Annotated in this window: 24 protein-coding genes; 14 read left to right on the forward strand and 10 right to left on the reverse strand. The window is 65.7% G+C overall.

The features are described from left to right. Positions 1-262 precede the first annotated feature (262 nt). From fabF to ACSBPQ_RS09375, 8 genes are all read right to left on the reverse strand, one after another. Entirely contained in the window at positions 263-1,525 is a 1,263-nt protein-coding gene (gene fabF, locus ACSBPQ_RS09340) for a beta-ketoacyl-ACP synthase II (RefSeq protein ID WP_442681914.1), read from the reverse strand. 124 nt (positions 1,526-1,649) lie between these two features. Then, positions 1,650-1,889, reverse strand: coding sequence for an acyl carrier protein (acpP, locus tag ACSBPQ_RS09345; protein ID WP_054659808.1), 240 nt, complete (start codon positions 1,887-1,889; stop codon positions 1,650-1,652). A gap of 151 nt (positions 1,890-2,040) precedes the next feature. Beyond that, positions 2,041-2,784: a 3-oxoacyl-ACP reductase FabG gene (gene fabG / locus ACSBPQ_RS09350; RefSeq protein WP_442681915.1), complete on the reverse strand. Its 744-nt coding sequence runs from the start codon at positions 2,782-2,784 to the stop codon at positions 2,041-2,043. An 87-nt stretch (positions 2,785-2,871) separates the two neighbouring features. Then, positions 2,872-3,816 (reverse strand): ACP S-malonyltransferase, encoded by a 945-nt coding sequence (gene fabD / locus ACSBPQ_RS09355; protein WP_442681916.1) that lies wholly within the window; start codon positions 3,814-3,816, stop codon positions 2,872-2,874. A 258-nt stretch (positions 3,817-4,074) separates the two neighbouring features. Then, positions 4,075-4,446 carry a DUF423 domain-containing protein gene (locus tag ACSBPQ_RS09360; RefSeq protein WP_442681917.1) on the reverse strand — a complete coding sequence of 124 codons (372 nt, stop codon included), beginning with the start codon at positions 4,444-4,446 and terminating at the stop codon, positions 4,075-4,077. A gap of 98 nt (positions 4,447-4,544) precedes the next feature. Beyond that, positions 4,545-5,681 (reverse strand): polyketide cyclase, encoded by a 1,137-nt coding sequence (locus ACSBPQ_RS09365; RefSeq protein WP_442681918.1) that lies wholly within the window; start codon positions 5,679-5,681, stop codon positions 4,545-4,547. 265 nt (positions 5,682-5,946) lie between these two features. Further along, positions 5,947-6,588, reverse strand: coding sequence for a response regulator (locus ACSBPQ_RS09370; protein WP_442681919.1), 642 nt, complete (start codon positions 6,586-6,588; stop codon positions 5,947-5,949). Further along, positions 6,588-7,787 (reverse strand): sensor histidine kinase, encoded by a 1,200-nt coding sequence (locus tag ACSBPQ_RS09375; protein ID WP_442681920.1) that lies wholly within the window; start codon positions 7,785-7,787, stop codon positions 6,588-6,590. The genes ACSBPQ_RS09370 and ACSBPQ_RS09375 overlap by 1 nt, the downstream gene beginning before the upstream one ends. 138 nt (positions 7,788-7,925) lie before the next feature. Between ACSBPQ_RS09375 and ACSBPQ_RS09380 the strand changes: the two genes are divergently transcribed. The 5 genes from ACSBPQ_RS09380 to ACSBPQ_RS09400 are packed head-to-tail and all read left to right on the forward strand — an operon-like array spanning position 7,926 to position 10,895. Further along, positions 7,926-8,519 carry a GNAT family N-acetyltransferase gene (locus ACSBPQ_RS09380; RefSeq protein WP_442681921.1) on the forward strand — a complete coding sequence of 198 codons (594 nt, stop codon included), beginning with the start codon at positions 7,926-7,928 and terminating at the stop codon, positions 8,517-8,519. A gap of 1 nt (position 8,520) precedes the next feature. After that, positions 8,521-9,267, forward strand: coding sequence for a septum site-determining protein MinC (gene minC / locus ACSBPQ_RS09385; protein WP_442681922.1), 747 nt, complete (start codon positions 8,521-8,523; stop codon positions 9,265-9,267). Between the two features lie 35 nt (positions 9,268-9,302). Beyond that, the gene (gene minD / locus ACSBPQ_RS09390) at positions 9,303-10,112 is read left to right on the forward strand and encodes a septum site-determining protein MinD (protein WP_442681923.1); all 810 of its coding nucleotides are present in this window, start codon (positions 9,303-9,305) and stop codon (positions 10,110-10,112) included. A gap of 3 nt (positions 10,113-10,115) precedes the next feature. After that, complete coding sequence (gene minE / locus ACSBPQ_RS09395; RefSeq protein ID WP_442681924.1) at positions 10,116-10,367, forward strand: cell division topological specificity factor MinE; 252 nt, start codon at positions 10,116-10,118, stop codon at positions 10,365-10,367. A 39-nt stretch (positions 10,368-10,406) separates the two neighbouring features. Then, positions 10,407-10,895, forward strand: coding sequence for a hypothetical protein (locus tag ACSBPQ_RS09400; RefSeq protein WP_442681925.1), 489 nt, complete (start codon positions 10,407-10,409; stop codon positions 10,893-10,895). Between the two features lie 166 nt (positions 10,896-11,061). Here ACSBPQ_RS09400 and ACSBPQ_RS09405 read toward each other — a convergent pair whose 3' ends face one another. Together ACSBPQ_RS09405 and ACSBPQ_RS09410 are read right to left on the reverse strand one after the other, a co-directional pair. After that, positions 11,062-12,351: a sensor histidine kinase gene (locus ACSBPQ_RS09405; RefSeq protein WP_442681926.1), complete on the reverse strand. Its 1,290-nt coding sequence runs from the start codon at positions 12,349-12,351 to the stop codon at positions 11,062-11,064. Continuing rightward, positions 12,348-13,043 carry a response regulator transcription factor gene (locus tag ACSBPQ_RS09410; protein ID WP_442681927.1) on the reverse strand — a complete coding sequence of 232 codons (696 nt, stop codon included), beginning with the start codon at positions 13,041-13,043 and terminating at the stop codon, positions 12,348-12,350. Before ACSBPQ_RS09410 ends, ACSBPQ_RS09405 begins: the two co-directional genes overlap by 4 nt. Positions 13,044-13,195: 152 nt before the next feature. On the opposite strand from ACSBPQ_RS09410, the gene ACSBPQ_RS09415 reads away from it, so the two are divergent. The 9 genes from ACSBPQ_RS09415 (at position 13,196) to ACSBPQ_RS09455 (ending at position 24,000) form a co-directional block, all read left to right on the forward strand. Then, the gene (locus ACSBPQ_RS09415; RefSeq protein WP_442681928.1) at positions 13,196-14,926 is read left to right on the forward strand and encodes an ArnT family glycosyltransferase; all 1,731 of its coding nucleotides are present in this window, start codon (positions 13,196-13,198) and stop codon (positions 14,924-14,926) included. 136 nt (positions 14,927-15,062) lie between these two features. After that, a complete protein-coding gene (locus ACSBPQ_RS09420) occupies positions 15,063-15,836 on the forward strand; it encodes a phosphatase PAP2 family protein (protein WP_442681929.1) in 774 nt (257 codons plus the stop codon). Continuing rightward, on the forward strand, positions 15,833-17,503 hold the full coding sequence (locus ACSBPQ_RS09425; RefSeq protein WP_442681930.1) for a phosphoethanolamine transferase: 1,671 nt from the start codon (positions 15,833-15,835) through the stop codon (positions 17,501-17,503). Before ACSBPQ_RS09420 ends, ACSBPQ_RS09425 begins: the two co-directional genes overlap by 4 nt. Positions 17,504-17,671: 168 nt before the next feature. Next, positions 17,672-18,106 carry an EamA family transporter gene (locus tag ACSBPQ_RS09430; protein ID WP_442681931.1) on the forward strand — a complete coding sequence of 145 codons (435 nt, stop codon included), beginning with the start codon at positions 17,672-17,674 and terminating at the stop codon, positions 18,104-18,106. A gap of 71 nt (positions 18,107-18,177) precedes the next feature. Continuing rightward, positions 18,178-20,202 (forward strand): M2 family metallopeptidase, encoded by a 2,025-nt coding sequence (locus tag ACSBPQ_RS09435; protein ID WP_442681932.1) that lies wholly within the window; start codon positions 18,178-18,180, stop codon positions 20,200-20,202. A 106-nt stretch (positions 20,203-20,308) separates the two neighbouring features. Then, positions 20,309-21,465, forward strand: a protein-coding gene (locus ACSBPQ_RS09440) for an IS3 family transposase (protein ID WP_442681933.1) whose coding sequence is annotated in 2 segments (ribosomal slippage) — positions 20,309-20,549 and positions 20,549-21,465 — 1,158 coding nt in all. Because the reading frame shifts where the segments join, the coding sequence is not laid out codon by codon here. Positions 21,466-21,578: 113 nt separating this feature from the next. Then, positions 21,579-22,295, forward strand: coding sequence for a phage major capsid protein (locus ACSBPQ_RS09445; RefSeq protein ID WP_442681934.1), 717 nt, complete (start codon positions 21,579-21,581; stop codon positions 22,293-22,295). After that, on the forward strand, positions 22,295-22,825 hold the full coding sequence (locus tag ACSBPQ_RS09450) for an HK97 family phage prohead protease (RefSeq protein ID WP_442681935.1): 531 nt from the start codon (positions 22,295-22,297) through the stop codon (positions 22,823-22,825). The genes ACSBPQ_RS09445 and ACSBPQ_RS09450 overlap by 1 nt, the downstream gene beginning before the upstream one ends. Next, complete coding sequence (locus ACSBPQ_RS09455; RefSeq protein WP_442681936.1) at positions 22,822-24,000, forward strand: phage portal protein; 1,179 nt, start codon at positions 22,822-22,824, stop codon at positions 23,998-24,000. The genes ACSBPQ_RS09450 and ACSBPQ_RS09455 overlap by 4 nt, the downstream gene beginning before the upstream one ends. The last annotated feature ends 2 nt before the right edge of the window (positions 24,001-24,002 follow it).

Below are 24,002 nucleotides of genomic sequence, written 5' to 3' on the forward strand. Positions count from 1 at the left end.
TGAGAAGGTGCCCCGAAGGGGTGGATGAAGGGAGCCTTGGCACAAGGAGAGGCTTCATGCTGACGAACGCGTCACCACACACCTGTCTGGTGAACCCGCGTTGTCACCCACCGGGGGGCTCGACGAAGCTGCTGCGACCCTACCCTCACTCCCGCTTCGCGCCCCGGCCCTTGCGCTTGCGCATGGGCGTTCGAGGGGCAGCGAACGGGTGGTTCGCAGACTGCCCCTCTTACCCCGCAGGGAAAGGGGCTTTGAGCGGCGCTCAGATGCGCTTGAACACCAGCGTGCCGTTGGTGCCGCCGAACCCGAAACCATTGGACATCACTACGTCCACCTGCGCCTTACGGGCCACGTTCGGCACGTAGTCCAGGTCGCAGCCTTCGCCCGGCTCGTCCAGGTTGATCGTCGGCGGGATGATGCCGGTATCCAGCGCCATCACCGAGAAGATCGCCTCCACGCCGCCGGCCGCGCCGAGCAGGTGGCCGGTCATCGACTTGGTCGAACTCACCAGCAGCTTGTAGGCGTGCTCGCCGAAGGCGGTCTTCATCGCCATGGTCTCGCCCAGGTCACCCAGCGGCGTGGAGGTGCCGTGCGCGTTGAGGTAACCCACCTGCTCCGGGGTGACACCGGCGTCCTTCATCGCCGCGACCATGCAGCGGGCGGCGCCTTCGCCGTTCTCGCTCGGGGCGGTCATGTGGTACGCATCGGAGCTTGCGCCGAAACCGGCCAGCTCGCAGTAGATCTTCGCGCCGCGCGCCTTGGCGTGCTCGTACTCTTCCAGGATCAGGATGCCGGCACCGTCGCCCAGCACGAAGCCGTCACGCTCCTTGTCCCACGGCCGCGACGCCTTTTCCGGCGCGTCGTTGCGGGTGGACATGGCCTTCATCGCGCAGAAACCGCCCAGCGCGGTCGGCGAAGAGCCTCGCTCGGCGCCACCGGCGACCATCACGTCGGCATCGCCGTACTGGATCATGCGCATCGCCGTACCGATGGAGTGGTTGGACGTGGCGCAGGCCGATACCGCCGAGAACGACGGACCCTTCAGCCCGGCAATGATGCTCAGCTGGCCCGGCAGCATGTTGATGATGGTCTTGGGCACGTAGAAGGGCGAGATCTTCTTGCCTTCGTGGAAATCGATGGTCTGCTCCTCGATTCCCAGCAGGCCGCCAATGCCGGCACCGACGATGACGCCGATACGCTCGGCATTGGCCTCGGTGACCTCCAGCCCGGAATCGTGCAGCGCCATGAAGGCGGCACCCAGGCCGTAATGGATAAACGGGTCCATCTTCTTGGCATCCTTGCCACTGACCCGGTATTTGCCGAACAACGGATTGTCGGCGGTGATGTCGAAATCCTTGACCTCACCTGCGATCTTGGTGGTGAAACGTTCCAGATAGTTCTCTGCAACGCTCGTCAGCGGGCCAATGCCCGAGCGGCCATTGATGATGCCTTCCCAGCTGCTGGCCAGGTCATTGCCCAACGGCGACACCATGCCCATGCCGGTAACGACGACGCGACGACTCATTGCGGATTCTCCCGGCCCCGTTCACGGGGGTTGAAACGGTGAAAAGCACAGGGCCGCATCTGCGGCCCCATGAATTTGCCGCGCGGACGGACATTCGAGCCCGCCGCGCTCTGTCAGGCGTGGATTACGCCTTGACGTGTGCCTTGACGTAGTCGATGGCAGCCTGGACGGTGCCGATTTTCTCGGCTTCCTCGTCCGGGATCTCGCACTCGAACTCTTCTTCCAGCGCCATCACCAGCTCGACGGTGTCCAGCGAATCGGCACCCAGGTCATCGACGAACGATGCACTGGTGGTGACTTCTTCTTCCTTGACGCCAAGCTGCTCGACAACAATCTTCTTGACGCGTTCTTCGATGGTGCTCATTTGGATATCGCTCCAGATGGAGTAGTGGTTCAAAAGACGCCAGCCCCTTGGGCCGGCCGTGGGATAGTGTAGTGGAAACCGCCGCGCCGATGCATTCCCTCGGAAAAGCCACGACGATCAACCACTTGGGTGCAGTCCCTGCACCACACGCTTACGGCATGTACAGACCGCCGTTCACGTGCAGGGTTTCGCCGGTGATGTAGCTGGCCGAAGGACTGGCCAGAAAACCCACCGCCTTGGCGATGTCTGCCGGCTCGCCGAGGCGGCCCAGCGCGACCTGGCCGAGCATCGCCGCCTTGGCGTCCTCGGGCAGATCCTTGGTCATGTCGGTGTCGATGAAGCCCGGTGCGACCACGTTCACGGTCACGCCACGGCTGCCGATCTCCTTGGCCAGCGACTTGGAGAAGGCGATGATGCCGGCCTTGGCGGCGGCATAGTTGGCCTGCCCGGCATTGCCGGTGACACCGATGACCGATGCAATGTTGATGATGCGGCCCTTGCGCGCCTTCATCATGCCGCGCATCACCGCCTTGGAGGTGCGGTAGACGCTGGTCAGGTTGGTGTCGAGGATGGCCTGCCAGTCCTCGTCCTTCATCCGCATCAGCAGGTTGTCGCGGGTGATGCCGGCGTTGTTCACCAGGATGGTGATGGCACCGAATTCCTTGCCGACCGCCTCGATCAATGCATCGATCGCACCTGGCTCGGTCACATTCAACGCGCGGCCATGGCCGCCCTGCGCAGCCAGACGTGTGCCGATGGCGGCGGCGCCGGACTCGGTGGTGGCGGTGCCGATGACGGTCGCACCCTGCGCGGCCAGTTCGTCGGCAATGGCCGCGCCGATGCCACGGCTGGCACCGGTGACGAGCGCGATTTCACCCTGCAATGGCTTGCTCATTCGTAGTTCCTCATTCGTTCGGCGCCGCGACGGCAGCAGCCGGTCAAGACAGGTGTCGGGCGATACCCGGCGCCTGCCCGGTGATCATCAGTTGGCCCACGCTTCCAGCGCGCCGGCAAAGTCTGCCGGGGTGGCGAGCGGACGCCCGTCGATACTCTTGTCGATGCGCTTGACCAGACCGGTCAGCACCTTGCCGGGGCCGCATTCGGCCACGCGGCTGGCACCTCGCGCCGCCAGCGCCTGCACGCAACCGGTCCACTGCACCGGCTGGTACAGCTGCTGCACCAGTGCCTGGCGGATCGCATCCACGCCGTCATGCACCCGGGCATCGACGTTCTGCACCACCGGCAGCTGCGGCGCACGCCAGTCCAGCCCGGCCATCACTTCGGCCAGACGGTTGGCCGCCTCGCGCATCAGCGGCGTATGCGAGGGCACGCTGACCGCCAGCTTCACCGCCTTGCGAACGCCCTTCTCGGCCAGCAACGCCAGGGCACGATCCACCGCGGCGGCATCGCCACCAATGACGATCTGGCCGGGGGAATTGAAATTGGCCGGCACCACCACCTGGCTGCCAGCGGCTTCGGTGCAGACGTCCTGCACCAGCGCATCCTCGGCGCCCAGCACCGCCGCCATCGCACCGACGCCGGCCGGGGCTGCATCCTGCATCAGCTGGCCGCGCAGGCGCACCAGATGGGCACCGTCACGCAAGGTCAACGCACTGGCCGCAACCAGCGCGGTGTACTCGCCCAGGCTGTGACCTGCCAGCATCGCCGGCCTGGCACCGCCCTGCGCATTCCACAACCGCCACACCGCAATGCTCGCCGCCAGCAATGCCGGCTGGGTGAACTCGGTGCGGTTGAGCTGCTCTTCCGGACCGCCCTGCGACAGCGCCCACAGGTCCACACCCGCACCCTCGGAGGCCTCCGCGAAGGTCTCACGGACCTGCGGATGCAGCTCGGCCAGTTCAGCCAACATTCCCAACGACTGGGAGCCCTGTCCGGGGAACACGAAAGCGAGTGAGGAATCAGTCACGCGGTCATCTGCTGTTTGAATCGAAGCCCGGCATCATAAGCGCGAACGCCGCCACCCGTCTGTACTGCCGCGTATGCCACGGGCCGGAAAACCGGCGGAAACCACGCGAATCCAGAACCTGCCCCCACAGCACCAACCAAGGTCGGTGGTCGATGATCGCCCCCTAAGGCTGCCCGCCCATGCGCCACGGCCCTGCATCGGCGACCGCGGATCAGACCCCACTCAATCCAACAGCGCGCCCATCATGACAATGCGTCCTCAGCGCCGCAGCGCGGAAACCGCCAGCAGCACCCAGCCTGCCATCAGGCTCATGCCACCGGCGGGCGCCAGAGTCGTCGGCCAGCCAGCGAGGGCACCGGCCGTCAGGCTGCCGCTGAACAGCAAGGTTCCGAGCAGCAGCACATACAGCCCGCCGCGCCCCATGGTGCTCAGCGATACCGGCCCCAGTACCACCAGCACCGCGCCGTGGCCGAAGGCATACAACGCCGCGGTGCCAAGATTCGACTGCACCTGCGGGTCGGCCACACCGTGCGAGGCGTAGGCCGACAGGCCGATCGCCGCAGCCGCCAGCAGGCCACCACAGAAGGCCAGAAATGAAGGTTTACGCACCCGCCGCTCCAGACCCCGCATCACTCCTCCTCCGTACGCGCGCCATGGCGCGGAACAAAAAAACGCGCCGCAGGAAGCGGCGCGTTTTGTGTGGATCACTTCATCTGTCGGACAGACGCTTACTTGACCGACCAGTACACGTCATAGGTACCGTCGGTGGTGAACGCCTTGTCCACGCCGCCCTTCCAGGATTCGTAAGGACGATCGATCACTTCGTTGCCGCTGGTGGCTGCCCAGGCACGCAGTGCGTTGCGGGCCACATCCAGACCCGCCATGTGGCCGGTGTAGGAAGCAAAAGCGGAACGGTGGGCCGGTGCGTGCACATAGGTCACCGGGTTGCCGGACGGAATCTTCACTTCCAGCTTGCCATCGACCGAGGCCACCTGGGCCGCCTCATCCGTCTTGGCGGCTTCGCCGTCCTTCTTCTCGGCGGCAGCGGCACCACTCTTCTTGCGGACCGGCTGGGCCACGTCGAAGGCGTACTTGTCGGCGGCAAAGTCGGTGGTGACGATGCGGACCGGGCCAGCAGCCTCAAGGCCATTGGCATCCATCGCACGCTTGATCCATTCCTGGTTGTCCTCGATGGACTTGCGGATGGTTTCGTTGCTGCGATCGATATTGCCAGCATTGATGACCAGCAGGTCTTCGGCCGGAACCTCGACGATCTTCAGATCGGTCAGCGGGGCTTCCGGAGCGCGGTAGTCGACGTTCGGCACGGTCGCCAGCATGTTGGCCATACGCGACAGACCCAGCTTCACGTCATCACCGATGTGACGGCTCACGTACAGGCCGGCATAACGGCCGAACAGGTCCATGCCGTACTTGATCGAGTAGTCCTGGGTGATCTTGACGTTGCGATCGTTCTTGCCGGTCGGCTCGAGGGTGAAGGTGGTGACCTTGTCATGGCCGCGACTCGGATCCTCGATGGCGATGCGCACCAGCTTGTTCTCTTCGCTCTCCTTGATCTCCCAGCTGCCCTTGCCCAGCGTTTTGTCGCTGGAGGTGTACTCCAGGCGGGCGGCGACGCCGGCTTCCGGACCGCTGAGCTTCAGCTCGGCAGCGGGATCACGCAGCACCAGGGGATTCCAGTCCTTGAAGCGACGCAGGCTGTTGACCGTGTCGTACACGATCGTCATTTTGCGATTGGTCTCGATGCTTTCAGAAATGTGGCGCTCGCCCGGCAGGCACACGCCAATGATGACGAAGAGGCCAGCCACGATCCCCAAGGCAATCAGGAACTCGATAATACGGGTCATTCAGGAGTCTCCGGGGCCGATCCCACGGCCGGGTTGATTGAAGCGAAGCCCCCATCCTATCAGGCTTACGCGGATTTTAGACGGATTTGACGCACCGAATTTCCTGTCAGGTACGTACATATGGCTCGACAGCCGCAGAGCGTAACGCATCACCTGCGGATCAGGTGCGATTGCGTGGCGACGGCACTGCCGGAACGGCCCTTGCACCGGCCCGCTGACCGCTATGTTACGGCCCGCACATCCGCCCCAGCGGTCATCACATACCTCAAACCAGCTGCAGCTCGAAGGCCTTGAGCACGGCGCGGGTACGGTCACGCACTCCCAGCTTGGAGAGGATGTTGGAGACGTGGTTCTTGATGGTGCCCTCGGCCACCCCCAGCGAGTTGGCGATCTCCTTGTTGGAAAAGCCCGAGGCCATCAGCCGCAGGATTTCGGTCTCGCGGTCGGTCAGCGGATCCGGGCGATCGAGGCTGACGAACTCGTTGCGCATGTGCTCCAGCCCCGACAGCAGCCGCTGGGTCACCGCCGGCTGCACCAGCGACCCGCCCTCGGCCACGGTACGGATCGCGCCGACCAGCTGTTCCAGCGTCACATCCTTGAGCAGATAGCCCTTGGCCCCGGCCTTGAGCCCGGCCAGCACCAGCTGGTCGTCATCGAAGGTGGTCAGGATGATCGCCGGCGGCAGCTGCCCCAGCCTGGACAGCGTCTGCAGCGCTTCCAGCCCGGACATCACCGGCATGCGCATGTCCATCAGCACCACATCCGGCGCCACCTGCGGGATGAGCTCCACCGCCTGGGCCCCATCGGTGGCCTCGGCCACCACCTCGATGCTGTCGTCCAGCGCAAGCAGGGAGCGGATGCCCTGCCTTACCAGGGTCTGGTCGTCGACCAGGCAGACTCGGATCATCATTCAACTCCTTGTGGCCCGGAAGCCAGCATCATAGTGGTTGCCCCCGGCAGCGAAACACGCAACCGGAAGCCGTCGCCGCGACGCGCGCTCACTTCCAGCGAGCCGCCGTACTGGGCCAGCCGCTCGCGCATGCCGCGCAGGCCGTTGCCGGGCAGGATCTCATCCAGCTCGCCACCGATGCCATCGTCGTGCGCGCGGATCACCACCTGCCCGTCCTCGCGCCGCACCTGGATCCACAGGTTGCCAGCGCCGGCATGGCGTACCGCATTGGTGATGATCTCCTGGGTGCAGCGCAGCAACACGTGCGCGCGCTCGGGATCTTCAACATTCAGCGGGTCATCCATGTCCAGATGGATCGCCAGCGACGGCACCCGCTCGGTCAGCGGGCGCAGCGCCGCGGCCAGGTCGATCGCCCCGCTCTCGCGCAACTGGCTGACCGCCTCGCGCACGTCGGTCAACAGCAGCTTGGCCAGCGTGTGCGCCTGCCGCACATGCTCCTGCGCCTGGCCTTCGGTGATGTGCCCGGCCACTTCCAGGTTCAGGCTCAGCGCGGTCAGGTGGTGCCCGAGAAGATCGTGCAGCTCGCGCGAGATGCGGGTGCGCTCGTTGACCCGGGCACTTTCGGCCAGCAGCAGGCGGGTGGCGCGCAGCTCCGCATTCAGCCGCCGCTGCTCTTCCCGCGCCTGGGTCTGCTGACGCGCCACCAGACTGGTGACGAACAGGAACATCGAAAAACCACCGTACAGCAGCGACTGCAGCAGCGCCTCGAACAGCGGCAACCCGAGGATCAGGTTGTAGACCGGAAACACCGCCAGCTGGCTCAGGATCAGCCAGACAATGCCCACCCGCTTGTTCAGCAGCCAGGGAATCACCCCGGCCGCGACCATCATCAGGATGCTGCCCAGCCCGGTTGCCGAGAGGTAACTCACCGCCAGCGCCGAGATCGTCAGCAGCAGCAGTACCGCCCGGTCATGCCAGCTGGCATGGCCACCGGCACTCAAGCCACGGGTCAGCCAGAAATAGCAGCCACCAAAAGTGAGGTAGCTGGCAAACAGCCACGCCGCCTGGGAGGCAGGCGGTTGCAGCACCCCCTCCTCCGGCGCGTACTGCGTGTAGATCAGCGGCAGGCTGACCAGCGCCCAGGTAAACAGGCCGGCCAGACGGAGTACACGGGTGTGGCTGAGATGTCCCAACATGCGCGCATAGTACGGAGCGGCCGCGGTTTGCGCCCTCCCACGGAAGTCATGCCCGGACCGGCTCGCCCGGCTCCGGCCAGCCATGCGATAATCCGCCGCACAGCCGAAAGGCCGACCGTTACACCCCACGGAGTCACAATGTCGATTGTCATCCGCGACGTGCTTGAGCATGAGCTCGATTCCGTTCTGGCACTGAACAACAACGCTGGCTTGGCCATCCTGCCACTGGACGCCGCAAAACTCCGCCGTTTCTACGAGACAGCCGAATACTTCCGCGTCGCCGAGCGCGACGGCAACCTGGCCGGCTTCCTGGTCGGTTACGGCAGTGGCAGCGGGCACGACAGCAGCAACTACGCCTGGTTCCAGCAACGCTATCCCAGCTTCTTCTATATCGACCGCATCGTGGTGGCCAGCCGCCGCCGTGGTGGCGGTGTCGGCCGTGCGTTCTATGCCGACGCGCAGAGCTACGCCGAACTGCGCTACCCGAAGATGGCCTGCGAGGTGTTCCTCGACCACGGCGCCGATGCGGCGCTGCTGTTCCATGGCAGCTTCGGCTTCCGCGAGGTCGGGCAGAACACCATGCTCGACGTCGATGTCCGCACAAGCATGCTGCTCAAGGACCTGTGCAGCTATGAGTGGGTGCGGGAAACCTATGGTGACAACCTGCCCGACGTACCGTGGGTAGGCCACACACGCCGGCCGCTGCAGCAGCAGCGCCCGACGGGAACCTGAGATGGCAGTGAATCTGGATTTTGAACAGGCCGGTGAACTGAAGATCGGCCAGGTCGGCATCGCCAACCTGCGTATCCGCACCCTGGATGTGGAACGCCTTGTCGGGGAAATGCGTGAACGCGTAACCCGTGCCCCCAAGCTGTTCGGCCGTGCCGCGGTGATCCTCGATTTCGGGGGATTGAGCCAGTTGCCCGACCGCGCCACCGCCCAGTCGCTGCTCAACGGCCTGCGTGATGCCGGCGTACTGCCAGTGGCCCTGGCCTACGGCACCCGCGAGACCGAGATCCTGGCCGAACAACTCGGCCTGCCCTTGCTGGCCAAATTCCGCGCCCAGTACGAGCGCGTTGAAGCAGAGCCGGCACCGCCACCACGCAGGCAGGAACCTGCACCGCCCCCGCCGCCGCCCGCACCAGCGGCCCAGCCCGGGCGCATGCAACTGGGTGCGGTGCGTTCGGGCCAGCAGCTGTATGCGGAGAACTGCGACCTGACTGTACTCTCAACGGTCGGCGCCGGTGCCGAGGTGATCGCCGACGGCAGCATCCATATCTACGGTACGCTGCGCGGCCGGGCACTGGCTGGCGCACAGGGCAACACCGGCGCGCGCATCTTCTGCCGCGACTTCCATGCCGAACTGGTCGCCATTGCAGGACGTTACAAGGTACTGGACGATATTCCCGACAGTCTGCGCGGCAAAGCCGTACAGGTCTGGCTGGAACAGGACCAGATCATGATCGCCGCGCTGGATTGACGCAGCGGCCCACCCGAACATTCAGGAGAAATCCTTTGGCTGAAATCATCGTAGTCACCTCCGGCAAGGGCGGCGTCGGCAAGACCACCTCCAGCGCCAGCCTCGCCTGCGGGCTGGCCCGTCGCGGCAAGAAAGTCGCCGTCATCGACTTCGACGTGGGCCTGCGCAACCTCGACCTGATCATGGGCTGCGAGCGCCGCGTGGTGTACGACTTCGTCAACGTCGTCCACGGCGAGGCCACGCTGAAGCAGGCCATGATCAAGGACAAGCGCTTTGACAACCTGTTCGTGCTGGCCGCCTCGCAGACCCGCGACAAGGACGCCCTGAACAAGGAAGGCGTGGAAAAAGTACTGAAGGACCTAGCCGCCGACGGCTTCGACTTCATCATCTGCGACTCCCCCGCCGGCATCGAGAAGGGCGCGTTCCTGGCGATGTATTTCGCCGACCGCGCTGTGGTGGTGGTGAACCCGGAAGTGTCCTCGGTGCGCGACTCGGACCGCATCATCGGCCTGCTCGACTCCAAGACCGCCCGCGCCGAAGACGGCAAGGACGTCCCGGCCTACCTGCTGCTGACCCGCTATAGCGCCGCGCGCGTGGAAACCGGCGAGATGCTCAGCATCGCCGACGTGGAAGAAGTGCTGGGGCTGAAGGCCATCGGCGTGATTCCCGAGTCCGGTGACGTGCTCAACGCCTCCAACAAGGGCGAGCCGGTGATCCTGGACAGCGAGTCCCCGGCCGGTCAGGCCTATGAGGATGCCGTTGGCCGCATCCTTGGCGAGGAGCGTCCGATGCGCTTCACTTCCGTCGAGAAGAAGGGCTTCTTCAGCAAGCTGTTTGGAGGTTAAGGCATGGGACTGCTCGACTTCCTGAAACAGAAGAAAAACACCGCCGAGACCGCCAAGAACCGCCTGCAGATCATCATCGCGCAGGAACGCAGCACCCGCGGCGGCCCGGACTACCTGCCACTGCTGCAGCGCGAACTGCTGGAAGTGATCAAGAAGTACGTCAACATCGACGCCGAGGCGGTCAAGGTCGACCTCGTCAAGGATGGCGCCAACGACGTGCTCGACATCTCCGTCGCCCTGCCCGACGACAAATGACTGCCACCCGGTGGCTGCGGCCACCGGGCTTTCCTGCCTGTGAACGACTCCCTTTCCAATGGACCGGCCGCCACTGTGCTGTGCGTCGGCGATATCGCCTGGGCCGATGCGGCGGATCTGCTCGCCCGTCACGGCCTGCGCCTGAACCATGTCCCAGCCGGCGAAAAGATTCCCGGCAGCTATTGGGGTGAGCCGGAAGCCGGCATCATCGCCTGCGACGTCTATGTGCGCGATGACACGCCGGTGCACTCGATGCTGCATGAGGCCTGCCACCTGATCGTGCTGCCGCCGGAGCGCCGTGCGCAAGTGCATACCGACGCCACCGATTCGGTGCCCGAAGAAGACGCCACCTGCTACCTGCAGATCGTGCTGGCCGGACAGTTGCCCGGCGTCGGCAGCGCGCGGCTGATGGCCGACATGGATGCGTGGGGGTATACGTATCGGCTGGGGTCTACAAAGGCGTGGTTCGAGCAGGATGCCGAAGACGCCAAAGCCTGGCTGATCGAACGCGGATTGCCCGTCGCGTAAAGCCACAAGCGCGGTAGCACACGGGCGCGTGGCGACGCGCCAAGCTTGTTCGGCGCCTCCCTGTCGGCTTGGCGCGGTTCGAGCAGGATGCCGTAGACGCAAAAGCGTGGCTGATCGAACGCGGCTTGCCACCCGCCTGAAGCTGCAGCGGTGATCCGCCTTTGGCCTACGCCGGGCGCTCCGGAAGTGACGCCCGCATATCCAGCACCACCCGCGTGCCGCGTTCGGGCTGCGAATGGATGTCCAGTGTCCAGCCCAGGTGGTCACAGAGCCGGGCGATCAGCTCCAGCCCGATGCCCGAACGCGGGTTGCGCTCGTCCTTGGCCAGCCGTGCATACAGCTGCGCGACCGCCTCCGGACTCATGCCATGGCCGGGATCTTCGATAGTCACCAGCGCCTGCGCCGACACGCTCAGACGGATCACGCCGCGGTCGCTGTTTTCGATCGCGTTGCGCAGCAGGTTGCCGATGGCCGCCTGCACCACGCCCAGTGGCGCCAGCAGCCGGCACGGTTCGGCCTGTACCAGTTGCATCTGCAGCTCCTTGCCATTGGCCAGGTGCCGATGGTCCTCGATGATCTCCGGCACCAGCTGCTCCAGCGCCAGCAGTTCGCTCATCGCCGCCAGCTTGGCTGGATCACGCGCCAGCACCAGCAGCAGCTGGATCAACTGCTCCACCCCCGACGCGGTGCCGCGGATACGCTGCAGCTGCTGGCGTGCCCGCGCCGGCAAATCCGGCTGCTCCAGCGCCAGTTCGGCGGCACCGGTGATCACCGCGACGGGCGTGCGCAGTTCGTGGCTGGCGGTACTGATGAACGCCCGCTCGCGCTCGACGAAATGCTCGTTGCGCTGCAGGTAGTCGTTCAACGCGCCGGCGATCACCTCCAGCTCGGCGCTGCCGCGCCTGTCGACCTGCACCTGCTGGCCGCGGCGTTCCGGACGCAGGTGGCCGATGTCCTGCGCCAAGATCGACAGCGGCCGTACCAGCCGGTTCATCCCCACCCAGGCCATCAGCAGGGTGACCAGCAGCAGCGCTCCCCCGGCCAGCAGCGCCCAGCGGGTGACAAAGTGTTCCAGCTCGGCGAAATCGGTGATGTCCAGCGCCAGCGCCACACGGCCAAAATCATCGGTATCGCGCACCATCACCGCCGCTTCCCGGCCGGCCAGCAAGGTCCCGTCATGCAGGCCCGGCTTCAATGCTGCCAGCGTTTCGGGAATGCCAGCCTCATCGTGCTCGCGGAACAGATGCAAGGTGTCCGAGTCCTGCCAGCGGTAATCAGGATCGGTACGCAGGTGGGCGATGATGCTGTCCAGCTCGGTGTTCAACAGCGAGCGCCACACCGCGTGCTCGGCATGCTCGTGGACATAGTTGGCCGCTCCGAATACCGCCAGCGTGACCAGTGCCACGTAGGCCGCCAGCCAGCCCAGCAGTTTGCGGCGCAGGGTGGGCCGCTTCATTGCCCGAGGCTGCCGGTAGCGGGTGCCGACAGGCGGTAGCCCACCCGTGGCAGGGTGTGCAGCAGTTTCTGCTCGAACGGGCCGTCCACCGCGCGCCGCAGCTCGTAGATGTGCGACCGGAGCATGTCGCCATCCGGCGGCTCGTCACCCCACAGCGCGTATTCGAGCTGGTCGCGGGTCACCGCCGCTGGGCTGGCGCGCATCAGCACCTCGAGCAATTTGCGGCAGGCCGGATACAGGTGCAGCACCTGGCCGGCGCGCTGCGCCTCCAGCGTGCCCATGTCCAACCGCAGATCGTGCACTTCCAGCACCTTGCGCGGATTGCGGCCCAGCGTGCGCGCCAGCACCGCGTCCAGCCGTACTTCCAGCTCGGGCAGTGCGAACGGCTTGGTCAGGTAGTCATCGGCGCCGGCACGGAAGCCGGCAATCTTGTCCGGCAACTCGTCGCGTGCAGTCAGCATGATCACCGGCACCTCGCAATGGTGCTCTTCGCGCAATTTGCGCAGCACTTCCGGCCCTTCCATGCGCGGCAGCATCCAGTCCAGCAGGATCGCGTCATAGGGCTGGGTCAAGGCCAGATGCAGGCCGGTGACACCATCGGGCGCCACATCCAGCACATGCCCGCGCGCCTCGAAATAGTCGAACAGGTTGGCGATCAGATTGCGATTGTCTTCGATGACCAGCAGCCGCATGTGGCAGGACGTCCCATGACCCCGCGGAATGGGGGCAGCGTCATTATCCTAGTCGCGGATGGGTCGGAATCCCGTCGAAACCGGTGACAATGATTCCGACGCGGTTCCCACGCCGCTGCCGCCATCATCACGCCCCTCCTTCCGAGAACCCGTTGCCCGTGCTCCCGAAACCTTCCCGCCCCTCCTCGACGTCCTTGCGGTTTGTGGTGCTGATGGTGCTGGTCGTGGCCAGCCTGGTGGCCGGTCTGGGCCTGCGCTCGCCCAGCCCGCCGGACGAGCCGCGCTTCGTGCTCGCCGCCCGGCACATGGTCCAGACCGGGCAATGGCTGCTGCCCCATCGCGGCAGCGAACTGTACGCGGAGAAGCCGGCCACCTTCATGTGGCTGCAGGCGGCCGCCTACAAACTGGTTGGCGACTGGAACCTGTCCTTCCTGCTGCCTTCCCTGCTGGCCGCGCTGCTCACGCTGTGGCTGACCTGGGACATGAGCCGACGACTGTGGAACCGGCAGGTCGCGCGCTACGCGGTGCTGGGCCTGTTCGTCTGCATCCAGTTCGGCTTGATGGCCAAACGCGCGCAGATCGACATGGTGCTGGTCGGCATGACCACGCTGGCGCTGTGGGGGCTGGTGCGGCACCTGCTGCTGGGCCCGAACTGGGGCGCATTCGCCCTGGCCTGTTTTGCCGCCGGCGTTGGCACCGTCACCAAGGGTGTCGGGTTTTTGCCGCTGCTGATGCTGCTGCAATGGCTGGGCTGGCGTTGGCGCCACCCGCATTCGCCGGGGCCGGGGCGCAGCTGGGGCTGGTGGCTGCTGCTGCCGGCCTTCCTCGCCGGCACCGCGGTATGGCTGGGGCCGCTGTTCCTGGCCCTGCTGCAGGATCCCGACCCGCAACTGCAGGCCTATGCCCGGGAACTGCTGTTCAAACAGACCGGCACCCGCTACGCCAACGCCTGGCATCACCACCAGCCGTTCTGGTACTACCTGCAGGTGATGGCGACGATGTGGCTGCCGGGCAGCCTGCTGCTGCCCTGGCTGGTGCCGGCCTGGTGGCGCCGCTGCCGTCGCGGCGATCCACGCTATGTGTTGCTGCTGGGCTGGGTACTGCTGGTGCTGCTGTTCTTCAGCGCCAGCCCCGGCAAGCGCGAGGTCTACATCCTGCCGGCACTGCCGGCGATGGCCGTGGCCGCCGCGCCACTGCTGGCCGGCCTGCTGCGCCGCACCGGCGTGCGTTGGTTGTTGCTTGGGTATGTGCTGCTGCTGGCCGTGGCGATGCTGGCGATCGGCTATGGCGCGGTGCATGGCGACGGCTGGGCGCTGCGCAATGCGACCAAGCGCGCGATCGATCTGTCGGTGCTGCCGCCGGTCGGCTGGTGGCTGATCGGCGTCGGTGCTGCCTGCGTGGCACTGGTGCTGACCCTGCGCCTGCGCCGGGCCGGCTTGGCGGTGGTGCTGAGCACCGTGCTGTTGTGGTCGATGTACGGGTTGGGTGCGATGCCGGCGCTGGACCCGTACAGCTCCGCCTCGCGGGTGATGGACAAGGTACGTACGCATATCGGCCCGGAAGCGCAGCTGGGCATGGTCGCCTGGCGCGAACAGAACCTGCTGCAGACCGATCCGCAGGCCGCCGATTTCGGCTTCAAGCGCCCGGTCGCCGAGCAGTGGCAGGACGCGGCCCGCTGGGTGGCTGAAGATCCGCAACGACGCTGGCTGTTCGTGCTGGACAAGGCGATGAGCCCCTGCGCCGACCGCGCGGCCACCGTCGCCATCGGCAGTGCCAACCGCAACAACTGGCAGCTGCTGCCCGGCACCGCGCTGGATGTCGCCTGTGTCGCCAGAACCCATGGCGCGGTTGACGACGGCGACAGCACGCAGGACGACGACTGAGGCGGACCTGCCGTCATCGCGGCGCGGAAGGACCGGAAATTGTCCTGACCACTGACAAAATTCCCACATCCTTCCGACCACCCTCCGACACCGCACGGAACAGCATCGCGCCATCACCTCTGATGGCCTCTGTTCCATGCCCGTACTGCCCGCTACCCATCCGCTGCTCCCGTCATCCACGGCCATTGGACTGAAGTCCCGCAGCCACATCGTATGGATCCCGCTGATCCTGGCCATGCTGGCCAGTGCGTTGCTGATGGTCGGCAACGGTGACCAGTGGCTGGCCGACCAGCTCTATCGCTGGCAGGGGGGACAGTGGGCGCTGAAGGATGCGTGGTGGACCAGCCAGCTGATCCACAAGGGCGGCAGGAACCTCACCTGGGCCGCCGCATTGCTGGTGATGCTCGTCCTGCTGCGCAGCCGCCTCGACAGCCGCTGGCGTCCGCTCGGCCGGCCGCTGCTGTATCTGCTGCTGGCCGTGGGCCTGTCCACCGGCCTCATCGCGTTGCTGAAAACCTGGACCCATATGGATTGCCCTTGGGACCTGCAGCGCTACGGCGGCCTGCGGCCGTTCATCGGCCTGTTCCAGACCCGCCCGCTACTGCTCGGGCACGCGGCCTGCTTCCCCGCCGGCCATGCCGGCTCCGGCTACGCCTGGGTGGCGCTGTTCTTCTTCATGCGCGAAGTCCGTCCGCAGTGGCGCTGGCCAGCCCTGCTGATCGCACTGGCACTGGGCGCTGTGTTCGGTGTGGCCCAGCAGCTGCGTGGCGCGCACTTCCTGTCCCATGACCTGTGGTCGCTGGCGATCAGTTGGACTGTCGCCTCGACGCTGTCTCTGTGGATGCTCGACTCCGCGCCCGCTGCAGTCGCCACCCGCGTCCCGGTCGTCGCACTGGAGGAAGCGGCATGAGCACCCTGCTTCCCGTCGCCTCCGCGCCGCGCCTGTCGTTTACCCGCCTGCGCAGCTGGCGCCCGGAAATCAGCACCGAAGCGCTGATCCTGTTGGCCAGCACGTTCTTCGCTCTGGTCAGCAACGGGCTGTTCTGGCGCAGCGCGATGGCCACCAACCCGGGCAACATGCTCTTCGCGGTGTCACTGTTCGCCTTGCTGGTCAGCGTACACGCGTTGCTGCTGGCCCTGCTGGTGTGGCGCTGGAACGCCAAGGTGCTGCTTACGGTGCTGCTGGTCACCACCGCCTTCGCCACGCATTACATGAACAGCTTCAACGTCTATCTGGACGCGGACATGCTGCGCAACGTGCTGGCCACCGATCACAAGGAATCGCGCGAGCTGATGACCCCGGCGCTGATCCTGCCACTGCTCGGTTATGGCCTGCTGCCGATGCTGCTGCTGTGGCGGACACGTCTGCGCAAGCGCAGCTGGGGCAGGACGCTGCTGTGGCGCGTACTGCTGCTGGTAGGCGTGATCGTGATCGGCGGCACTGGTGCGATGGCCTCGTTCCAGGACATCTCGGCGCTGATGCGCAACCACCGCGAAGTGCGCTATCTGGCCACGCCGGTCAATTATCTGATCGCGCTGAAGCAGAACCTGGCCAGCGCCAGCCCGATCAAGCAGCAGCCGAAACTGCCGCTGGGCACCGATGCCAAGGCCACGCCGCGCGCGGCTGGCAGCAAGCCCCGGCTGCTGGTGCTGGTGGTGGGTGAAACCGTGCGCGCGCAGAACTGGGGTTTGAACGGTTACGCGCGCCAGACCACGCCGGAACTGGCGCAGACCGGGGCGGTCAACTTCCCGGACATGCATGCCTGTGGCAGCAGCACCGAAGTCTCGCTGCCGTGCATGTTCTCGCCGTTCGGTCGCCACGATTACGACGAGAAGAAGATCCGCAGCCACCAGTCGTTGCTGCATGTACTCGAGCACGCCGGCATCGCCACGCTGTGGCGCGACAACCAGTCCGGCTGCAAGGGCGTGTGCGAGGGGCTGGCCATCCAGCGGCTGGACGATGCCACCACCCCGAAGCTGTGTGCCGATGGCCGCTGCATGGATGAAATCCTGATCGAGGATCTGGCCGCGCAGGTCCGCGCCAGACCCGGCGACCGCGTGATCGTGCTGCACCAGCTGGGCAACCACGGGCCCAGCTACTTCCAGCGCTACCCGGCACGGTTCCGCCAGTTCGCGCCCACTTGCGACACCGCTGATCTAGGCAAGTGCAGCCGCGAGCAGATCGTCAACAGCTACGACAACGCGGTCCGCTACACCGACCATTTCCTGGCCCGCACCATCGCCACGCTGCGCGGTATCGAGGACTACGACACCGCGATGATCTATCTGTCCGACCACGGCGAATCGCTCGGCGAGAAGGGCCTGTACCTGCACGGCATGCCCTACGCCATCGCCCCGGAAGAACAGACCCGGGTGCCGATGCTGATGTGGTTCTCGCCCGGCTTCGCCGCCGATCGCGGCCTTGATATGGCCTGCCTGCGTAAGCGTGCCGAACAACCCACCGACCAGGACAACCTCTTCCCCTCGGTGCTGGGCCTGATGCAGGTAAAAACGGCGCTGTACGACCGCTCGCGTGACGTGTTCGCCGGCTGCCAGAACATCAGCACTGCCATGTAGGCGCTGCGCACGCTGCGACCCACGGCGCGGCTCGACTCCGGACGCCCCCTGCAATCGCACCACCTTACGACACGCGCGACGATCCCCAGCCTCGCTGGCTCACGCCGCTCCTACAGCAGCGGCTGCAAGCTCTCCGCATCACCCGAATCTCACACAGAGAAAACGCTGATGGCCACTTTCCCGCAATGGCTACCCTGGGCGCTGCTGTCGGCGGTGTTCGCCGCATTGACCGCGATCTTCGCCAAGCTCGGTCTGCAGGACATCGATTCGGATCTGGCGATGCTGCTGCGCACCGCGATCATCGTCGTGGTGACGGCGATGTTCGTGGCCGGCACCGGCAAGTGGACCAATCCGCTGCAACTGCCCGCCCCCACGCTCGGCTGGCTGGCGCTGTCGGCGCTGGCGACCGGCGCTTCGTGGTTGTGCTATTTCCGCGCCCTGCAACGTGGCCCGGCTGCGCAGGTGGCGCCGGTGGACAAGCTCAGCGTAGTGCTGGTGGCCCTGTTCGCTGTGGCCTTCCTGCACGAGCGGCTGGCCTGGCGTGAATGGCTGGGCGTGGCGATGATCGCCGGCGGCGTGCTGCTGATGGCGATCAAACGCTGACCTTTGTCCACTTGCGGCGCCGGCGCGGCCGCTCTACCTTCGCCGGACTTGTAATCACTCCGGGGATCACCGTGAAGAATCGTCATCTGGTACTGGCCCTTGCCGTCGGCACGGCCGTGCTGTCACTGGCCGCCTGCAAGAAGGAAGCCTCGCCCGACGCCGCCCCGCCGGCCGCCAGCGCCGCCGCCCCGGCCGAGAGCGCCGACCAGTTCATCGCCCGCGTCAACGCCGAATACAAGGCCATGTACCCGGAGATCAGCTCGGCGCAGTGGCTGTCCTCCACCTATATCAATGACGATTCGGCGCGCGTAGCGGCCAAAGCCAACGAGCGCTGGCTGACCACGCTCAACGGCTGGATCGAGCAGGCCAACAAGTACGAAGGCCAGCCGATGAGCGCCGACACCAAGCGCGCCATCAGCCTGCTCAAGCTGATGACCGCCATGCCGGCCCCGCGTGATCCGGCCAAACTGGCCGAACTGGCCGGCATCGCCACCAAGATGGAAGGCGACTACGGCGCCGGCACCTACTGCACCGGCGAAGGCGATGCCAAGAACTGCCGCCAGCTCGGCGACCTCGAAAAGGTGCTGGCCAGCTCGCGCGACTACGACAAGCAGCTCGACGCCTGGCAGGGCTGGCACTCCACCGCCGTGCCCTCGCGCGCCAACTACCAGCGCTTTGTCGAGCTGGTCAACGAAGGCGCCCGCGAGCTGGGCTACAGCGATGCCGGGCAGATGTGGCGCAGCGGCTATGACATGCCGGCCGAAGAAGTCGGCCCGGAAACCGACCGCCTGTGGGAGCAGGTCAAGCCGCTGTACGAGCAGGTGCACTGCTACACCCGCGCCAAGCTGGACGCCGAATACGGCAAGGACAAGGCCGAGGTCGGCGGCGGCATGATCGCTGCGCACCTGACCGGCAACATGTGGCAGCAGGAATGGAGCAACCTGTGGGACCTCACCGCGCCCTACCCCAACGCCGGCAGCCTGGACATCACCGCCGCGCTGGAAAAGCAGTACCAGACCAACCTGAGCGCGGCGCTGGCCAAGGCTGGCAACAGCGCCAATATCGAAAAGCTGTTCAAGGCCCAACGTGAGGCCGAACTGGCCACCGCCCGGCAGATGACCGAGCGCGCGCAGGACTTCTACGTGTCCCTGGGCATGCCCAAGCTGCCGGAGAGCTACTGGCAGAACACCCAGTTCACCAAGCCGCTGGACCGCAACGTGGTCTGCCACGCCAGTGCCTGGGACATGAACATGGGCGGTGACGGCAAGGATGTCGGCCCGGACGTGCGCACCAAGATGTGCATCACCCCGAACGAAGAGAACTTCACCACCATCTACCACGAGCTGGGCCACATCTACTACGACCTGGCCTACAACCCGCTGCCGCCGCTGTTCCAGAACGGCGCCAACGACGGCTTCCACGAGGCCATCGGCGACACCATCGTGCTGGCGATGACGCCCAAGTACCTCAACTCCATCGGTCTGGTCGGCGCGCAGCAGGAAAGCCGCGAAGCCACCATCAACGCGCAGATGCGCATGGCCATGAGCGGCGTGTCGTTCCTGCCGTTCGGGCTGATGATCGACCGCTGGCGCTGGGGCGTGTTCGACGGCTCGATCAAGCCGGACCAGTACAACCAGAAGTGGTGGGAGCTGAAGGCCCAGTACCAGGGCGTGGCCCCGGCCAGCGCCCGCGGCGAGGAATTCTTCGACGCCGGCGCCAAGTACCACGTGCCGGGTAATACCCCGTACCTGCGTTACTTCTTGGCGCGCATCCTGCAATACCAGTTCTACAAGGGCCTGTGCGATGCCTCCGGTTATACCGGCCCGCTCAACGAGTGCAGCTTCTACGGCAACAAGGAAGCCGGCCAGAAGTTCTGGGCGATGCTGAGCAAGGGCGCCAGCCAGCCGTGGCAGGCCACCCTGAAGGAACTCACCGGCGAAGAGAAACTCGACGCCGCACCGATGCTGGAATACTTCGCCCCACTGCAGGAATGGCTCAAGCAGCAGAACGAAGGCCAGATGTGCGGCTGGACCGCGCAGGCCCCGGCGGCCAGCGCACCGGCAGCACCGGCAGCACCGGCCACCGCTGCGAAATGAACTTTGCCGGTTGATTGAAAGCACAGGGCGCCTTTATGGCGCCCGGGTTCACCCCCGTTTTCACGGACACTTACAAGAAGGCCGATTGAGGCCATGAGGAGTGTTCATGTCAAAGCGTCGCAAGTTCAGTGCCGAGTTCAAGCGTGGTGCAGTGGAACAAGCAAGTCGGCCAGGTGTCAGCTGCGCCCAGGTAGCCCGTGAGCTGGGCATTCGTGACAGCCTGCTGACCCGCTGGAAGCGGGAGGCACAAACGGCGGGGAAAGCCGCCTTTGTTGGCACCGGGAGCCCGCGTGACGAGGAAGTTGCCCGGCTCAAGCGCGAGTTGGCCCGGATCACCAAGGAACGGGATTTTTTGCGCGAAGCGGCGACGTTCTTTGCCAAGGGATCATCCTGAGGTATCAGGTGATCGAACGTTGCCGCGATGAGTTTCCGATTCGCCTGATGTGCCGCTGCCTGCGGGTATCGACCAGTGGCTACTACGACTGGAGCAAGCGACTGCCCAGTGCCCGCCAGCGCGACAACGAGCGCTTGCTGAGCCGTATCCATGCGCTGCACCAGGACAGCCGGGGCACGCTGGGGGCCGGCCGCATGCAGGAGGATCTGGTCGAGGAAGGGTTGTTAGCCAGTCGAAATCGGGTTGCCCGGCTGATGGCGGCAGCGGGCCTGCAGGGCTGGCCACGCCCGAAACGGCGTGGCCAGCGCGCTCAACCGACACTGACGCCGCCGGGCGTGCGCAACCTGCTGGAGCGTGATTTCAGCGCCCTGGAGCCGGAAACCAAGTGGGTGACCGACATCACCGAGATCAAGACCCAGCAGGCCAAGCTGTATCTATGCGTCGTGCTGGACCTGTTTGATCAGCGCATTGTGGGCTGGTCCATGCATCATCGGCAGGACCGGCAGATGGTGATCAGAGCGGTGCAGATGGCGGTTTGGCAACGGCAGGAGCGGCATCCGCTGATCCTGCACTCCGACCGCGGCAGTCAATTTCGTAGCGGCGATTACCAGGATTACCTGGCCGCCAATGGCCTGCTCTGCTCAATGAGTGCGGTGGGGCATTGTGGCGACAATGCCGCCTGTGAGGGCTTTTTCGGATTGCTCAAGCGCGAGCGGATCTATCGCACGACGTATCCAACACTCGATGCCGCCAGGTCCGATGTGTTCGAATACATCGAGCGCCGCCACAACCCCAGGATGCGACGGCGCAGGGTCAAGCAGGACCAGAAGTTTTCAGCACTTTCCAAACAGTCCGTGATTTCGGGGTAGAACCCCCCTTTGTTTATTCAGCCTAGGGACGGTCTGAATAAAGCGCGCCTCCCTGCTGACCGTGCTGCGTGCTGGCATGGAAGGCCGCGCCCTGACCGGTGCCGACGCTGGGCGTGCGCACGCTGTCGGGCCTCACTGGCAACGTGAGCATCCCCAAGGCCGGCGCCGGCCTGTCCGCTGGATGGGTGACCGAAGGGCAGCAGCTGTCCGAGTCGGAGATGGACTTCGATAGCGTCACGCTTTCGCCCAAGCATGTGGGCGGCATCACCGAGATGAGCCGCCAGCTGCTGCAACAGAGTGCGCCCGGCATCGAGGATCTGGTGCGCGAGGATCTGAGCTTTGCCATCGCCAACGCGGTGGACACGGCGATCATTGCCGGCACCGGCACGCTGGGCCAGCCGAAGGGCATCATCGGGCGCACGGGTGTGCAGACTGGCGACCTGCCGGCGAGCTGGACCGACGTGCTGGACATCGAGCAGATGCTGACCGGCCTGAACATCACCCCGAGCGGCTGGTACACCAGCCCCGCCGTGATGACCGCGCTGCGCAAGGTGCTGAAGTCCGCCAGTGCTGGTGCCGACTACATCGCCACGACTGGCCGCATCGGCGAGCTGGCAGCGGCATCGAGCAACGCCGCTCCGGTGGATACCGCCATCCTGGGCGACTGGAGCCAGGTGTTGCTGGGCCAGTGGGGCGCAGTGGAACTGCTGGTGAACCCCTACGCCGAAACCCCGTACCGTCGCGGTGGTGTGCTGGTGCGCGCCATGAGCACGGTGGACGTGGCCATCCGCCACGAAAAGGCGTTCGTGGTGGCAACCAAGGTTCCGTGATGGAGATGGAACAGCGGTTCGCCCATGAAGTCCGCGCCACTGGCCGCTCCCTGAGCGGCTACGTGGCCCGCTTCGACAACGAGACGCGCATCGGTGGCTTTACCGAGGTGATCCGGAGGGGCGCATTCGGCGCCTCTCTGGCATCGGGTGCCGACATTCTGGCCCTTGCCGATCACGACCCCAGCAAGGTGCTGGGCCGCACCCGTAGCGGCACGCTGGAGCTGCGCGAGGATGCCGAGGGGCTGGCCTTCACCCTGAGCCTGCCCGACACCCAAGCCGGACGCGATCTGGTGGCCTTGGCACAGCGTGGCGACCTGGGCGGCTGTTCCTTTGGCTTCACCGTCGAAGCCGATGGAGAGAGCTGGAACGGCGACCGCCGCGAGCTGCGCAGCGTGCAGCTGCATGAAGTGTCGATCGTGCAGAGCTGGCCGGCCTACGCCAACACCACCGTCAACCTGCGCAACCGCAACGCCGACGCGCCAGAGCTGCAACTGGCCCTGATGCGGTACTGGCTGGAGACTGCCCGATGAAACTGTGGCCCTTCAAGCGCGCCGAAAAGCGCAACACGGATCCCAGCTGGAGCGCCCTGGTCAACGGTGGCGCCGCCAGTGCATCGGGGCAGTTCGTGGATGCCAAGCCAGCGGAGAGCATCGCTGCGGTATTCGGCTGCGTGCAGGCATTGAGCGAGTCCACCGCCTGCCTGCCGCTGCATGTCTACCAGCGCCAGGACAACGGCGAGCGCCTGCGCGCCGACGATCACCCGCTTGCCCGTGTGCTGCGCCAGCCCAACCCGCACCAGTCGGGCCTGACCTTCCGCGAGGAGATGACGGCATCGATGCTGCTGCATGGCAACGCCTTCGCCCGCATCGAGACAAACCGGGCCGGCGAGCTGATGGGCCTGCATCCGATCCACCCGCGCAACGTCACCATCAACCGGTTGCCGAGTGGGCGCTACGCCTACGACTACACCAACGACGATGGCCAGGTGGTGCGCCTGCTGGAGGGTGAAATCCTCCACCTGCGTGACCGTGCCGAGCCGGGCAGCGTGGTGGGGAAATCCCGCATTGCCATTGCCCGCGACACCTTGGGCATGGGCCTGAGCCTGCGCGAACACGGCGCGGCCACCTTCCGCAACGGCGCCCGCCTGTCGGGTGTGCTGCAAACCCCGCACGTGCTGGACGATGCCAGTGCCACCCGCATCGGCGAAAGCTGGCGTTCCCAGTTCGGCGGCCCCTCCAACATCGGCAAGACCGCAGTGCTGGAGAACGGGCTGACCTACCAGCAGCTGGCCATGAGTCTGGAGGATGCGCAGTGGATTGCAGCCCAGCAGTTCACCACCGAGGAGGTGTGCCGCATCTACCGCGTGCCACCGACCATGGTTAGCGATCTGCGATTCGGCAGCTACCAGAACACCGCCGAGCTGGGCAGCCAGTTCGTGCGCTACTCGCTGGCCCGCTGGATTGCCATGTGGGAATCGGAGATCACCCGGCAGCTACTGGGCTCCATCGGGCGCCGCCGCTATCTGGCAGAGCACAGCGTGGAAGGCCTGCTGCGTGGCAACCCCGAGGCACGCGCCGACTTCTACGGCAAGGCGATCAAGGATGGTTGGATGACTACCGAGGAAGTGCGCCGGCTGGAGAACCTGCCCGCACTACCCAAGGCAGAGCAGCAGCCCGAGGTGCCAGACGATGAGCAAGCCGAGTGAGG

Origin of the sequence: Stenotrophomonas sp. JC08 (assembly GCF_052180205.1) — a bacterium.
In the GTDB taxonomy this organism is placed as follows: domain Bacteria; phylum Pseudomonadota; class Gammaproteobacteria; order Xanthomonadales; family Xanthomonadaceae; genus Stenotrophomonas.